This window comes from Pseudoalteromonas sp. S3260 (assembly GCF_005886925.1).
Lineage (GTDB): Bacteria > Pseudomonadota > Gammaproteobacteria > Enterobacterales > Alteromonadaceae > Pseudoalteromonas > Pseudoalteromonas tetraodonis.
In genome coordinates this window covers 25,277-39,535 of the sequence record NZ_PNCV01000044.1, presented here as the reverse complement: position 1 = coordinate 39,535, position 14,259 = coordinate 25,277, and the positions used below count along the sequence as shown (strand labels likewise).

At 40.5% G+C, this 14,259-nt stretch carries 12 protein-coding genes; 10 read left to right on the top strand and 2 right to left on the bottom strand.

What is annotated here, in order from left to right; genetic code table 11:
- The first annotated feature begins 1 nt into the window (after position 1).
- The 4 genes from CWC14_RS09200 to trmB are packed head-to-tail and all read left to right on the top strand — an operon-like array spanning position 2 to position 2,987.
- The gene (locus CWC14_RS09200) at positions 2 to 625 is read left to right on the top strand and encodes a flavin prenyltransferase UbiX (protein WP_138562519.1); all 624 of its coding nucleotides are present in this window, start codon (positions 2 to 4) and stop codon (positions 623 to 625) included.
- The gene (locus tag CWC14_RS09195) at positions 622 to 1,551 is read left to right on the top strand and encodes an ABC transporter ATP-binding protein (RefSeq protein ID WP_013464297.1); all 930 of its coding nucleotides are present in this window, start codon (positions 622 to 624) and stop codon (positions 1,549 to 1,551) included. The genes CWC14_RS09200 and CWC14_RS09195 overlap by 4 nt, the downstream gene beginning before the upstream one ends.
- Positions 1,552 to 2,319 (top strand): ABC transporter permease, encoded by a 768-nt coding sequence (locus CWC14_RS09190; RefSeq protein ID WP_138562517.1) that lies wholly within the window; start codon positions 1,552 to 1,554, stop codon positions 2,317 to 2,319. It begins immediately after the preceding gene.
- Positions 2,319 to 2,987, top strand: coding sequence for a tRNA (guanine(46)-N(7))-methyltransferase TrmB (trmB, locus tag CWC14_RS09185; RefSeq protein WP_138562515.1), 669 nt, complete (start codon positions 2,319 to 2,321; stop codon positions 2,985 to 2,987). The genes CWC14_RS09190 and trmB overlap by 1 nt, the downstream gene beginning before the upstream one ends.
- Here trmB and CWC14_RS09180 read toward each other — a convergent pair.
- The gene (locus tag CWC14_RS09180) at positions 2,980 to 4,851 is read right to left on the bottom strand and encodes a GGDEF domain-containing protein (protein ID WP_138562513.1); all 1,872 of its coding nucleotides are present in this window, start codon (positions 4,849 to 4,851) and stop codon (positions 2,980 to 2,982) included. The two genes, trmB and CWC14_RS09180, sit on opposite strands and share 8 nt — an antisense overlap.
- A gap of 259 nt (positions 4,852 to 5,110) precedes the next feature.
- On the opposite strand from CWC14_RS09180, the gene panP reads away from it, so the two are divergent.
- Positions 5,111 to 6,736, top strand: a complete 1,626-nt coding sequence (gene panP, locus CWC14_RS09175; protein WP_138562511.1) for a pyridoxal-dependent aspartate 1-decarboxylase PanP — start codon at positions 5,111 to 5,113, stop codon at positions 6,734 to 6,736.
- Between the two features lie 249 nt (positions 6,737 to 6,985).
- Here the strand turns inward: panP and argE are convergent, their stop codons facing one another.
- The gene (argE, locus tag CWC14_RS09170; RefSeq protein ID WP_138562509.1) at positions 6,986 to 8,131 is read right to left on the bottom strand and encodes an acetylornithine deacetylase; all 1,146 of its coding nucleotides are present in this window, start codon (positions 8,129 to 8,131) and stop codon (positions 6,986 to 6,988) included.
- Between the two features lie 221 nt (positions 8,132 to 8,352).
- Between argE and argC the strand changes: the two genes are divergently transcribed.
- From argC to argH, 5 genes are read left to right on the top strand one after another with little or no spacing between them, the layout of a single operon-like run.
- On the top strand, positions 8,353 to 9,366 hold the full coding sequence (gene argC / locus CWC14_RS09165) for an N-acetyl-gamma-glutamyl-phosphate reductase (RefSeq protein WP_138562507.1): 1,014 nt from the start codon (positions 8,353 to 8,355) through the stop codon (positions 9,364 to 9,366).
- Complete coding sequence (argB, locus tag CWC14_RS09160) at positions 9,363 to 10,130, top strand: acetylglutamate kinase (protein WP_138562505.1); 768 nt, start codon at positions 9,363 to 9,365, stop codon at positions 10,128 to 10,130. The genes argC and argB overlap by 4 nt, the downstream gene beginning before the upstream one ends.
- A gap of 7 nt (positions 10,131 to 10,137) precedes the next feature.
- Positions 10,138 to 11,070, top strand: a complete 933-nt coding sequence (locus tag CWC14_RS09155; protein ID WP_008112653.1) for an ornithine carbamoyltransferase — start codon at positions 10,138 to 10,140, stop codon at positions 11,068 to 11,070.
- A complete protein-coding gene (locus tag CWC14_RS09150; protein WP_036956760.1) occupies positions 11,067 to 12,269 on the top strand; it encodes an argininosuccinate synthase in 1,203 nt (400 codons plus the stop codon). The genes CWC14_RS09155 and CWC14_RS09150 overlap by 4 nt, the downstream gene beginning before the upstream one ends.
- Before the next feature lie 52 nt (positions 12,270 to 12,321).
- Complete coding sequence (gene argH, locus CWC14_RS09145; protein ID WP_138562503.1) at positions 12,322 to 14,187, top strand: argininosuccinate lyase; 1,866 nt, start codon at positions 12,322 to 12,324, stop codon at positions 14,185 to 14,187.
- Positions 14,188 to 14,259 lie beyond the last annotated feature (72 nt).

Below are 14,259 nucleotides of genomic sequence, written 5' to 3'. Positions count from 1 at the left end.
TGTGCAATTTAAAGATACAATTACCTTAGCATTTAGTGGCGCATCAGGCGCTCCATATGGGTTAAGGCTGTTGGAAGTGTTACTTGAGCAACAATTTCAAGTGTATGTGCTTATTTCAAGTGCCGCGCGCGTAGTTTTTGATACCGAGTCCAATATAAAGTTATCAGGGAATGAAGACAAAGCCACAGAGCAATTAAGCCTGTTATATAACGCAAAACCTGGGCAGTTAAAGGTATTTGGTAAAGATAATTGGTTTAGTCCGGTGGCTTCGGGCTCAGCAGCGCCGAAAAAAATGATAGTATGTCCATGTAGTGCCGGGTCTGTGTCTGCGATTGCAGTCGGCGCATCAGATAATTTATTAGAGCGCGCCGCCGATGTGGTAATAAAGGAGCGAGGCCAGCTTATTTTAGTGCCACGCGAAACGCCATTTAGCGAAATTCATTTAGAAAACATGCTTAAATTATCGCGTTTAGGTGTAACAATTATGCCTGCAGCACCTGGGTTTTATCATCAACCGCAAAGCATAGAAGACTTGGTTGACTTTATGGTGGCGCGAATTTTAGATCATTTAAATATTGAACATAATCTCACAAAGCGTTGGGGTTATGGTGAGGGTAAGAAATGAATAAGCAAAATATTGCTTTAAATATTGAAGGCCTTACCAAGGTTTACAAAAATGGGGTAGAGGCAGTAAAAGGGGTTGATTTACAAGTTCACGAAGGTGACTTTTTTGCATTACTTGGCCCGAATGGGGCGGGTAAATCAACCACTATTGGGGTAATTTCTTCACTGGTTAATAAGACCAAAGGCAAAGTTGAAGTATTTGGTCACGATATTGATACCGACCTTGAGGCGGCTAAAGCGAATTTAGGCCTAGTACCACAAGAGTTTAACTTTAGTCAGTTTGAAACGCTGAGCCAAATACTCGTTAATCAAGCAGGTTACTACGGTGTACCGCGCGGCGAAGCACATAAACGTGCAGATAAATACTTAGCGCAGCTTGGATTAATCGAGAAAAAAGATAAGCAAGCGCGTACCTTATCTGGTGGTATGAAACGCCGTTTAATGATTGCACGTGCCTTAATGCATGAGCCCAAATTACTTATTTTAGATGAGCCGACAGCGGGGGTTGATATAGAGCTTCGCCGTTCAATGTGGGACTTTTTAAGGCAAATTAACGAACAAGGTGTGACCATTATTTTAACAACCCACTACCTTGAAGAAGCTGAACTGCTTTGTAAAAACATCGCCATTATTGATACCGGGCGAATTGTTGAAAACACCACGATTAAAGCCCTGCTTGCTAAATTAGACAAAGAAACCTTTGTATTGGATTTAAAACAACCGTCTAAACCCGTAACGCTAGATGGATACAAATTTACTATGGGGGATGACCACACCATTGAAGTTGAAGTGGCTAAATCTCAAGGATTAAACGCGGTGTTTACAGCATTGACTGAACAAGGTAATACCGTGCTGAGCATGCGAAACAAAGCGAATCGATTAGAAGAATTATTTGTAGGTTTATTAGAGCAAGGGCGGGGCGAATAAATGTTTAAATATGGCGTAGCCTTAAAAAGTATTTGGATTAAAGAGTGCATTCGCTTTTTGCGTATTTGGGTGCAAACCTTAGTACCGCCAGCGATCACGATGAGTTTATATTTTGTTATTTTTGGTAACCTAATTGGCTCGCGTATTGGTGACATGGGCGGTTTTAGCTATATGGAGTTTATTGTCCCTGGCCTTATTATGATGTCAGTTATAACTAACTCTTATTCAAATGTTGCTTCTAGCTTTTACTCAACTAAGTTTCAAAAAAGTATTGAAGAGTTATTAGTTGCACCTGTGCCTAATTACATCATTGTACTGGGTTATATGGGCGGAGGTATGACCCGTGGCATTATGGTTGGTTTTATCGTAACGTGCGTTTCTTTATTTTTTGTAGATATACAAATACATAATATTTTTGTGATTATAGTCACTGTTATTCTCACCTCGGCGGTGTTTGCCTTGGGTGGATTAATTAACGCTATTTATGCAAACAGCTTTGATGACATAAGTATTATTCCGACCTTTATTTTAACGCCGTTGACCTATTTAGGCGGGGTGTTTTATTCAATCACTTTACTGCCTGATTTTTGGCAAATGGTGTCGCAAATAAACCCAATTATTTATATGGTTAACGCATTTAGATATGGGTTTTTAGGTGTTTCGGATGTAGATTTATCGGTCGCAATTGGTGTGTTGTTGGTGTTTATCAGCGTCCTATTTACTTTAGCACTGACGCTAATTAAAAAAGGTGTGGGGCTAAGACACTAATGAGCGATGCAAATTCACGTAGTATTGTATCTAATCAAGCGGGACTTCATGAAAAGCTTGATGAAATAGTTAATAAACACTTACAGGCTGAGTTTAAAAAGCCAATTGCAACGCATACGCAAACCGCATTTGATGAAGTTAATGTTAAAGTGCAAGCCTTTAATGGGCCGCTTATTTTAGACTCCTGTTGTGGGGTCGGAGAGAGCACCGCTAATTTAGCAAAACGTCATCCTGAAGCGTTAGTCATAGGCATTGATAAGTCATCTCATCGACTTGATAAGCATGATGTTGAATATAAACAAAGTGAAAGTGGTCAATACATTTTAGTGCAAGCTGACTTAAATGACTTTTGGCGTTTAGCGGTGGCTGCTAATTGGCAGCCTACGCATCACTATTTGCTTTACCCTAACCCTTGGCCTAAGTCTAAACACATACAAAGGCGCTGGCATGGGGCGGCTATATTCCCGTTTATTGTAAAGTTAGGCGGTTTACTTGAGGTGCGCAGTAATTGGGATATTTATGTTAAAGAGTTTGCCAGAGCGCTTGAATTAGCGGGGCATCCATGTGAAACCGGATTGTTCGAGTCAGACGAAGCAATTACGCCTTTTGAACGTAAGTACTGGGCCAGTGGCCAGCAAAGCCACCGGCTTGTTATAAATCTTAGATAGCTACTTGCTGTTTAAAGTGGGTCACATGTGGCGTTGGTTTACCAAGGTAACTACCTTGCATCAGCGTCACATTTAGTTTATTAAGTAGCTCGGCAACCGTGTTATTTTCTACCGCTTCAACAACCAATTCAAGCTCAAGCTGCTGGGCTATATTAGCAATATAGGCGATAAATAGTGACGTATTTTCATCATTTACCAGTTGCTTGGTGATCGCACCATCGAGTTTTATACCATCAACCTCCACTTTTAAAGTATTAAGAGTATTAATAAACTCATTACCCCAACAATGCATCACTATTTTTGCCCCTTTACTTTTCACCATCGCAATAAATGATTTTATTTCATAGTAGTGTGTAATGACCTGCGACTCTAATATTGAAATAGTAATGTTTTCAGGGTTGGGGTAGCGATGAAGCTCATATGCTATGTGATCATAAATAGTGGGATCTGCAATATTTTCAGCGCACACAGTTAACCCCCAGCTGATTGCTGATTTGCGAAAGCGCGAAATGCATTGAGTAAATAAGGTACGTGTTAACATCCCATCCATACGCAGTCTATTTAGTGCATTTGCAAAGGTATCAGGGGTTAAAATCTCCCCTTGTGAAGTGACTATTCTCGGTGAGCAATCATACCTAATAACTTCATCGGTATGAGTATTTATAACCGGCTGAAAGTAAGGAACAACGCGATGGGCATCAAACGCTTCACGAATTTCTTTTGCTATTTCTACATTGTATAAATACAGAGATTTAGCGTCGTTAATCGCTTCTGAGTAGTTAACTATGGGTTGATCGCCTTGCCTTGATTGCAGCAAAGCAATGTGGGCATTCTTAAGCAGTAATGACTTATTCCCTCTTGCCACTCCAGCGTTGAGCGTAATATAAATAAATGGGTCTGTAATAAAAGGTGTATTTTTATTGTGGGATTGAATAATGCTGTAAAGCTCATCAAAAGGTGTTTCTTTACTGGTTAAAATGGCCAGCTTGTTGGTCGCAATACGATAAATACGTGATTGCAGACGGTTTTGCTGCTTAAAGTGAGTGAGTAGTTTTTTCATCACTTTATCGGCTGTTTTTGTGCCAAAAAAGCGACTGATACTATCAATTTCGTTAACCAAAATAATCGCGATTTGTAGATGATGCTCATTACTTTTTTTTAGCTGCTTTTCCAAGGCAATATGATTTTCAAACCCCGTAGCATGATCCCTCATTAGTGAGCGGCGTACCCCAAAACAATAAAGAGTATAAACCAATAACAATATGAACATTACGCAACTAAAATGAAGCAGGGCTTGATTCAAACGTGTTATTAAAGCCGTATTGATTTTATCGACGCTAATATCAGCTGCAGTTAAATAGGTTCTGCCATTTTTTGCTATATGAGGAATATACACCGTTTTAGAATGACCACGATGCGCCGTTGACACTTCAAAAATAGGGGCCGTTGATAAAAATGTCGCCATATTAATTGGCGTCGCTTCAGGGTAAAGATCTAAATACTGGGTAACTTTACCGTTATTTTGATCATCTTGGGTGTAACTGGAGGCAGTAAAATAAATATTTTCATCAATTAATATCATTGAATATAAATAATCTATATTTAAATCATTGGCTAAAGCAGAAAGCTGTTCGGCCTTATTTTGATAGCTTGCAAAGCTGATTTCTTGCGATGTTTTGTCGTGGTAATCACTACCTAAAATATACTTTACGCTGGTGGCTGCATTTATTAAGCGATTGTCAATGCTGCGCATTACATCATTTTGAATGACAGAGTAAGTGTAGTAACTATAAATGATTAAGCTGACCAAAAAAAAGACGGTCCCAAGCGCCAACCGTGTTAATTTTAGATTTCCTTTGAGCATGTATTATCCTTATTTTTGTTGATTTTATTATACTTAAAAATTATAAATGCCCAATATTTTAATTACCCTTTGTACTAAATTTAAAAAATAGTGAAATGTTATCTATTTAGTATTGTCTTTTATGGCTTAAAACGAGACATTTTTGTCATATTGCAGTAAAGTTAGCGCAATTTTTTAGAAATGCCGTTGCTTAAAAAACACCTTCTATTAGCGTGTTTTACAAACTAACAGGTGTTTTAGTCACACACTAGGTATGAAGATGGATCAAAAGCGTTGTGCCGTCGCCTCTAAAGAAAGCCTTAAACGGATATTCACCGTTCCAGAGGCGCCAGACTCAACTTTGAGCAAAATAGAGCTTGAAATTTCGAGTAATTTAGCAGGTTTCTTAAACGAAAATATCGCGGCAATTGAAAAACCACTACATGAAATAGAAAAAGATTTTCAATCGGCGGTAATCCCTGAAGAACCGACGTTTGTGTCTTGCTATGCTCAAGATATTATGGAGCAGCTGGTTGCTCATTCTGTTCATACCGCAGCGCCAAGCTTTATTGGCCATATGACATCGGCTCTGCCTCATTTTTTACTACCGTTATCGAAATTAATGGTTGGGTTAAATCAAAACCTAGTAAAAATCGAAACCTCGAAAGCGTTTACCCCATTAGAACGTCAAGTTTTAGGGATGATGCATCATTTAGCTTATAGCCAAAGTGATGGTTTTTATTCTAAATGGATGCACAGTGCAAAAACTTCGTTAGGGGCATTTTGCTCTGGCGGCACCGTGGCAAATATTACTGCACTTTGGATAGCTCGAAACCGCTTATTAAAAGCGGATGGCAATTTTAAAGGCATTGCTGCACAAGGTTTAGTTGCAGGAATGCTTCACTATGGTTACAAAGGGCTGGCAGTTTTAATTTCTGAACGAGGTCATTATTCGCTTGGTAAATCGGTTGATTTATTAGGTATTGGTCGTGAAAATTTAATTGGTATTAAAACTTCTGCCGATAATAAAGTCGATGTTAGTGCAATGCGAGAAAAAGCGTTAGAGCTTGAAGCACAAGGCATTAAAGTGATGGCAATTATTGGAGTCGCAGGAACCACTGAAACCGGTAATATTGACCCACTTGAAGATATGGCTAATTTAGCACAAGAGATTAATTGTCATTTTCATGTTGATGCAGCGTGGGGCGGAGCAACTTTACTGTCTAATACCCATAGGCATTTATTAAAAGGTATTGAGCATGCAGATTCAATCACCATTGATGCGCATAAGCAAATGTATGTGCCGATGGGGGCCGGTTTAGTCTTATTTAAAGACCCTGCTGCAACTGATGCCATCGAGCATCATGCTGAATATATTTTACGTAAAGGCTCTAAAGATTTAGGCAGCCATACGCTTGAGGGAAGTCGCCCTGGGATGGCGATGTTAGTGCATGCTTGCTTACGTGTTATTGGTCGTAAAGGCTATGAAATGCTTATCGATCGCAGTATTAAAAAGGCGCGTTATTTTGCTGATTTAATAAAAGCCGATGAAGATTTTGAGTTAATATCAGAGCCAGAACTTTGCTTACTGACCTATCGCTATGTACCAAAACAAATTAAACATGCGATAGCCCAAGCTGATGCACAAACCCGTTTAGACATTTTTGCCGCGCTTAATCGTTTTACTGCCAGCATGCAAAAACGCCAACGTGAATCGGGTCGCTCATTTGTATCGCGTACGCGTTTAACGCCAGTTCAATATGATAACCAACCAACCGTGGTATTTAGAGTGGTACTTGCGAACCCGCTTACCTCAGGTGCAATATTAAAAGAGATATTAGAAGAGCAGAAAGAACTAGCTCAAACCGACCCTGTATTTAAAAAGTATTTACGAAAATATATGTAACTAACCTGAACTCTGGTTAAGAGGTTTATTAACATATTGAATCAAAAATGATATTTATGTTTATTTTCTCTAGCCAGAGATTTTCAGTGAAAACAAGGCGAACTTACGCGTCAATAGCTAGCCTATTGCAAGTAAATTCAACGCAGTTAGCGCTAAAAATAGCTGCTTGAGATAGATTTATTATTCAGAGTTCAGGTTAAATATAAATGCTATAAAAAAGACGCTTAATAGCGTCTTTTTTGTTACTGATTAAAAGCAACTCGCCTTTATGAGGTTGCTGATAATTTGTTGCGAAGGCTTTATTTTTTCCATCGCTAAATATTCATCGGGCTGATGCGCTTGGTTAATTGAACCCGGTCCCATGACGATGGTTTCACAACCCAGTTGTTGTATAAATGGTGCCTCAGTACAGTAATTAACAGCCACTGCTTTTTGCCCTGCTATATTTTCGGCTAGTTTAACTAACGCGCTGTCTGTGCTTCCTGTAAATGCTGGAATTGGCTCATGTAAATCAATCACACTGACCGAATTAGGGTATTGCTGATTTATATCGTAGGTTGCATCAAGTACCAGTGCTTGAAGCTCTTGCACGCTTAAACCGGGGAGAGGGCGCATATCAATGTGCATTTCACAGCAACCGCAAATCCGATTTGCATTATCGCCCCCATGAATATTACCTAAATTGAGCGTTGGGTGAGGAATTTCAAAGTGATTTATTGAATATTTATTCTTAAGCTGTTCTTTTAAGATTAGCAATTTTGTAATCACTTTATGCATCACTTCGATGGCGTTAAGACCCCGTTCGGGATCTGAGCTATGTCCTGAACGGCCGACAACTCTTATTGCTGTACTCATATGACCTTTATGAGTAAATACCGGAGTCATATCAGTAGGTTCACCAATAATACAGCGACTTGGCTTTAAATTTGGGTGCTTACAGATTTGTTGTGCGCCAGCCATAGTGGTTTCTTCGTCTGCGGTGGCTAATATTAAAATTGGTTGTGTTTGTTGCTTTTCATCAAGCTCGCTAATAGCCTGCAGTACAAAAGCAAAAAAACCTTTCATATCAATACTACCTAAGCCATATAGTTTATTATCTTGCTCAGTTAATTTAAATGGGTTGTGATTCCAACGACTATCATCAAATGGCACTGTATCAGTGTGGCCTGCTAGCATTAAACCGCCGTCGCCTTGACCGCGTTTTGCTAATAAGTTGTAGCGACCTTTGTTGCCTTCTAACTCTATTATTTCACAGTTAAAACCTAAGCTTTCACACCATTGCGCTAGCAATTCAATGACACTTTTATTACTCATGCATAAATGATCTTCAATGGCACTGATAGAGGGGGCAGCAATCAATTGCTGGTACATCGAAATAAATGACGGCAGAGACATAAAAAATTCCAAAATAAGTATTCATTTTAATTGCATAACAATATAAAAGTATTTATGATGAATATCAATTCACTTTTTAAGCATAAATATATTAAAGTTACGCCATGAAAATAATACGACGATAGTTATCACTCATAAATTTAATCTGTTTGGCTGGGTTAGACCCTAGTGTAAACAAACAACATGGAATGTGGTCACTAATTTTAGATAAAGAGTAAATAATGAACGTAGTAATTATAGGTGCCAGCGGTTACAGCGGCGCAGAACTGGCTAGCTTAGTAGCAAAACATCCAACGCTTTCTCTAACTGGTTGTTATGTATCAGCGCATAGTTTAGATAAACATAAATTGCTTAGTGAATTGTATCCTGAGCATTTAGGGTTACTTGATTTACCTCTGCAGCCACTAAATGAACATGCACTTGCTGATATCACTCATTCAGCAGATTACGTTTGTCTGTGCACCGATCATAAAGTAAGTGTGGATTTAGCGCCTCAGTTTTTAGCGTTGGGCAAAAAGGTATTTGACCTTTCCGGTGGCTATCGTCTTGCAAGCAATGATGATTACCTTACTTATTATGGTTTTGAACACCAGCATCCAGAGCTCCTCAATGAAGCTGCATATGGCCTTGCAGAGTGGAATAGTGAGGCCATTGCAAAGGCGCAGTTAGTTGCTGTAGCTGGCTGCTACCCAACTGCCGCATTAAACGCATTAAAGCCTCTTCAGCAAGCTGGATTGCTAAGTGATGAGCGGATTATTATTAATGCTGTATCGGGAGTAACTGGAGCAGGTCGTAAAGCAAGTATTGGCACACATTTTTGCGAAGTATCGCTTGCTGCTTATGGTTTGTTTAACCATCGTCATGGGCCTGAAATACAACAGCACCTAGGTCATGAGGTGTTATTTACTCCTCATTTAGGTAATTTCCCGCGCGGTATTTTAGAAACTATTTATGTGCAATTAAAGCCGGGTGTGACCAGTGAGCAAGTAGCTAAAGCGTATCAAGTCTTAGCGGATGAGCCATTAATTCGTTTGCTTGGCAGCAAAATCCCTTCGATTAAAGGGGTGGCCAAACAACCTTATGTAGATATTGCGTGGCAGCAGCAAGGCTCACAGTTAATAGTAATGGCAGCAATTGACAACTTATTAAAAGGGGCAGCTGGTCAGGCTCTGCAATGTATTAATTTGTCAATGGGTTTGCCTCACACTACAGGCTTAGTAGGAGCGTTTAAATGAGCAGTAAAACGTGGGTTATTAAACTCGGTGGCGCAGTACTCAATACTGAAAATGCCGCTAAAGCGCTTTTTGAGGTTCTTAATGAGCAACATGATGCACAATTTGTCATTGTGCATGGCGGTGGCTCATTAGTTGATAGCTGGTTAAAAGAGGCTGGTTTTGCCAGTGCTAAACACCAAGGTTTACGTATTAGCCCTAAAGAACAGATGCCTTATATTGTTGGAGCCCTTGCGGGTGCGGCAAACAAACAACTCATGGCGCAAGCAATTAGTGTTGGTCATAAGCCGGTGGGGTTAAGTTTATATGAAGCAGGGATCACCGCCTCGCAAAAATTAAAAGCATTGGGTCAAGTAGGTCAATGTCACAACAATGCTGATTCTATTATTAATGATTTACTCAGTGCTGGCCGGTTACCAATCATCAGTTCTATCGGCTTTGATGAGCAGGGCTTGTTATACAACGTTAATGCCGATGAAGCAGCCGCCGCAATGGCAAGTAATTTAAATGCAGAACTTATTTTTATGACGGACGTAGAGGCGGTACTTGATGCCAATAAGCAGCCTTTACATCAACTTGACACAAAACACATTGATACTTTAATTGCAGAGGGAGTAATTGTGGGCGGGATGGAGGTCAAAGTTAAGACCAGTCTTCACGCTGCCCAACATTTACGACGCGGTGTGTACATTTCCAGCTGGCAAAAGCCAGAAAACTTAACTGCTTTGCTGCAAGGCGAGCATGTCGGAACTAAAGTAACACCATAGGTTGAACATGTTTAAAGATTTTTTAACGGGTCTAGAATTAGACCAACAAGGCGCACTAAATTTATTAAAATTAGCGCAAGATATTAAAGAAAGCCCTGCAAAGTATAGCCAAGTGCTAGCTGGTAAGTCAGTGGTTACTTTGTTTGAAAAGCAAAGTTTACGTACTCGCCTTTCATTTGATATTGGTATAAACCGTTTAGGGGGCCATGCGGTATACCTTGACCAACAAAATGGTGCAATGGGCGCCCGCGAATCAATAAAAGATTTTGCCTTAAATATTTCGACTTGGGCAGACGGGATTGTTGCGCGGGTTAATCAGCACAGTACGTTAACGACACTCGGTGAGTATTCATCCGTTCCTGTGATTAACAGTTTGTGTGATTTATATCACCCATGCCAAGCATTAGCTGATTTTTTAACGCTACAAGAAGTACATGGTGATGTTAGCCAGTTAAAGCTTGCCTACCTAGGTGAGGGCAATAATGTAACGCACTCATTAATGCTATTAGCCGCTACTTTAGGAACAGACTTTGTCGCTGTAACACCAAAAGGCAGCTCACCTGATTCGCAAGTACTTAAAAAAGCAGAGCAAATAGCAGCGATGAATGGCGCTTCTGTAATGGTAAGTGACAGGGTTGAGGCTGCAGTAGGCGCTAATGTTGTTTACGCCGATACCTGGGTATCAATGGGGGATACAACTCCTCTTGAGCAAGTAAAAGAAAAATACATGCCTTATCAATTAAACCAGGCATTGTTAGAAAAAACCGGTGCAACTACGGTATTACATTGCCAACCGGCACACCGTGAGTTTGAAATTACTTCTGAGGTAATGGATGGCCCTGCATCAAAAATTATACAGCAAGCAGAAAACCGCATGCATGCGCAAAATGCGCTATTAGTTACATTGTTAAATCCAAATTTTGTTAAGGAACACCTATGAGTTCAATTAAAAAAGTCGTTTTAGCCTATTCTGGTGGTCTTGATACATCGGCTATCGTGCCATGGTTAAAAGAGAACTACGGCTGTGAAGTTATTGCCTTTGTTGCCGATGTTGGCCAAGGAGCTGAAGAACTTGAAGGCGTAGAAGCTAAAGCTATAGCGTCTGGTGCATCTGAGTGTTACGTGGTTGATTTAAAAGATGAGATGGTAAGCGATTATATTTACCCAACGCTTAAAACGGGTTCTATATATGAAGGGACTTATTTACTTGGTACTTCTATGGCGCGTCCAATCATTGCTAAAGCGCAAGTTGAAATTGCACGTAAAGTAGGTGCCGATGCACTTTCTCATGGCTGTACGGGTAAAGGTAACGACCAAGTACGTTTTGAGTCATGTTTTGCCGCACTCGCACCTGATTTAAAAGTGATTGCGCCATGGCGTGAGTGGGATTTATCAAGCCGTGAATCATTGCTTGATTACCTAGCTGAACGTGACATTCCATGTTCTGCGTCAGCAACTAAAATTTACAGTCGTGATGCTAACGCATGGCATATCTCTCACGAAGGCGGTGAACTTGAAGACCCTTGGTGTGAGCCAAGTGAGCAAGTATGGACATGGACTAATTCACCAGAGCAAGCGCCCGATAAAGCTGAGCATGTCACTTTATCAGTTGTAGAAGGTGAAGTGGTTGCTGTAAACGGCGAACAATTAAAGCCTTACGACTGTTTAGTTAAACTAAACGACATAGCTGCCCCGCATGGTGTTGGTCGTGTTGATATTGTAGAAAACCGTTTAGTGGGCATGAAATCACGCGGTTGTTACGAAACACCAGGCGGTACAGTGATCATGGCTGCGCTTCAAGCAATTGATGAGCTCGTTCTTGATAAGTCAAGCCGTAAATGGAAAGAGGTACTCGGTGGTGAATTTTCGCATTTAGTTTACGACGGTCGTTGGTTTACGCCGCTTAAAGATTCTATTTTAGCCGGTGCAGAAGCGCTTTCTACGTTAGCAACAGGTGAAGTGGTACTTAAACTTTATAAAGGGCAAGTAACAGCGGTTCAGAAAAAATCACCTAACAGTTTATACAGCGAAGATTTTGCTACTTTCGGTGAAGACGATGTTTATGACCAATCGCACGCAGAAGGCTTTATTCGTTTATTCTCACTATCAAGCAGAATTTCAGCATTAGCTAAAAAGTAATTTTTTATGCCCCTTGAAATTAAGGGGCTATTATCGGGTTTGGAGAGATTTCATGGCATTATGGGGCGGGCGTTTTTCTACGGGTCCAGATGAAGCGTTTAAACAATTTAACGATTCACTTCCCTTCGATTATCAATTAGCAGAGCAAGATATAATTGGCTCTGTTGCATGGGCTGGTGCACTTAAACAAGTAAGTGTGTTATCTAGTGATGAGCACAAAAAGCTGGTATCGGCACTTTATGAGTTACTTGAAGAGGTAAAAGCAGATCCACACGCTGTTGCCACCTCAGGTGCTGAGGATATTCACTCGCATGTTGAAGCAGCGCTAATTGAAAAAGTGGGTGATTTAGCTAAAAAATTACACACAGGCCGAAGCCGTAACGACCAAGTTGCTACCGACTTTAGATTATGGTGTCGCGATACTGCCGATCATATCTTAAAAGCGATTGCGCAACTTAAAGCAGAGTTTATTGGCTTAGCTGAACGTGAGCTTGGCACAATATTACCAGGTTATACCCACTTACAACGTGCACAACCGGTGTTATTTAGCCATTGGTGTATGGCTTATGTAGAAATGTTAGAGCGTGATGAAAGCCGATTACAGGATGCCCAAGCAAGAATGAACTACTGCCCACTCGGCAGTGGCGCTCTTGCAGGCACTGCATACCCGATTGACCGCCATGCACTTGCACAAGGGCTAGGATTTACTGGCGCGACTAAAAACAGCCTTGATGGTGTATCTGATCGTGACTTTGTGGTTGAGCTATTAAGCTGCGCGTCTATCTCTATGATCCACTTATCGCGTATGTCTGAAGACTTAATTTTTTATAACTCAGGAGAAGCTGGGTTTATCGAACTGGCTGATAATGTTACATCGGGCTCATCTTTGATGCCGCAGAAAAAGAACCCAGATGCATTAGAGCTAATTCGTGGTAAAACTGGCCGGGTGTTTGGTGCGTTTAGCGCAATGATGATGACTCTAAAAGCACTACCGCTTGCCTACAATAAAGACATGCAAGAAGACAAAGAAGGCATTTTTGATGCCATGCCAACATGGCTTGCTTGTATTCATATGGCACAAGCGTGTATTAAAGGTATAAAAGTTAAAGCAGATAAAACCCTTGCAGCGGCAAAAGGTGGCCACGCGAATGCAACCGAACTTGCTGATTATTTAGTGGCTAAAGGTGTACCGTTCAGAGAAGGGCATCATATTGTTGGGGTGTTGGTACAATTAGCTATTAGTGAAGGTAAAACGTTAGAGGAGCTTTCACTAGAGCAGTATAAATCAGTAAATCCAGTGTTTGAAGATGACGTGTATCCGGTACTTGAAATTGATGCCTGTATTAAAGCACGCCAAGCGCTTGGCGGTACATCATTAGAGCAAGTAAGTAAAGCGGTGAAAGACGCGAAAAAAAAACAGCAAATAACGGTTCGTGATGCCAACTTAGATGACGTAGAAGCAATTGCTAAACTCGTACAGCACTGGGCAACAGTCGGCGAAAATTTACCGCGAGCTAAAAGTGATATGGTGCACTCAATTAATGAGTTTGCTGTAACCGAGATAGACGGTCAGGTATCGGGTTGTGCTTCACTTTATATTTACGACACAGGATTAGCTGAAATACGTTCATTAGGCATTGATCCTAAAAGCGCAGTAACGGGGCAGGGACGAGAACTGGTTGAACACTTATTAGTGAAAGCTAAAAAGTTGGCACTCAACCGTGTCATTGTTCTGACTCGTGTACCTGACTTTTTCGAAAATCAGCGGTTTAGTTTCTGTAACAAAGAGAGCTTACCTGAAAAAGTCATGAAAGATTGTGAGTTATGTTTACGTAAAGAAAACTGTGATGAAGTCGCAATGGAATATATGTTAAAGCCAAGTAATAGCATGGAGATCCCTTGTAAAAACGTGGCTTGAGCAATCCCTAGGATAAAAAACGCACGGTGACCCCGATGCGTTTTTTTTTGAGTAAAATAAAATAATTTTTAA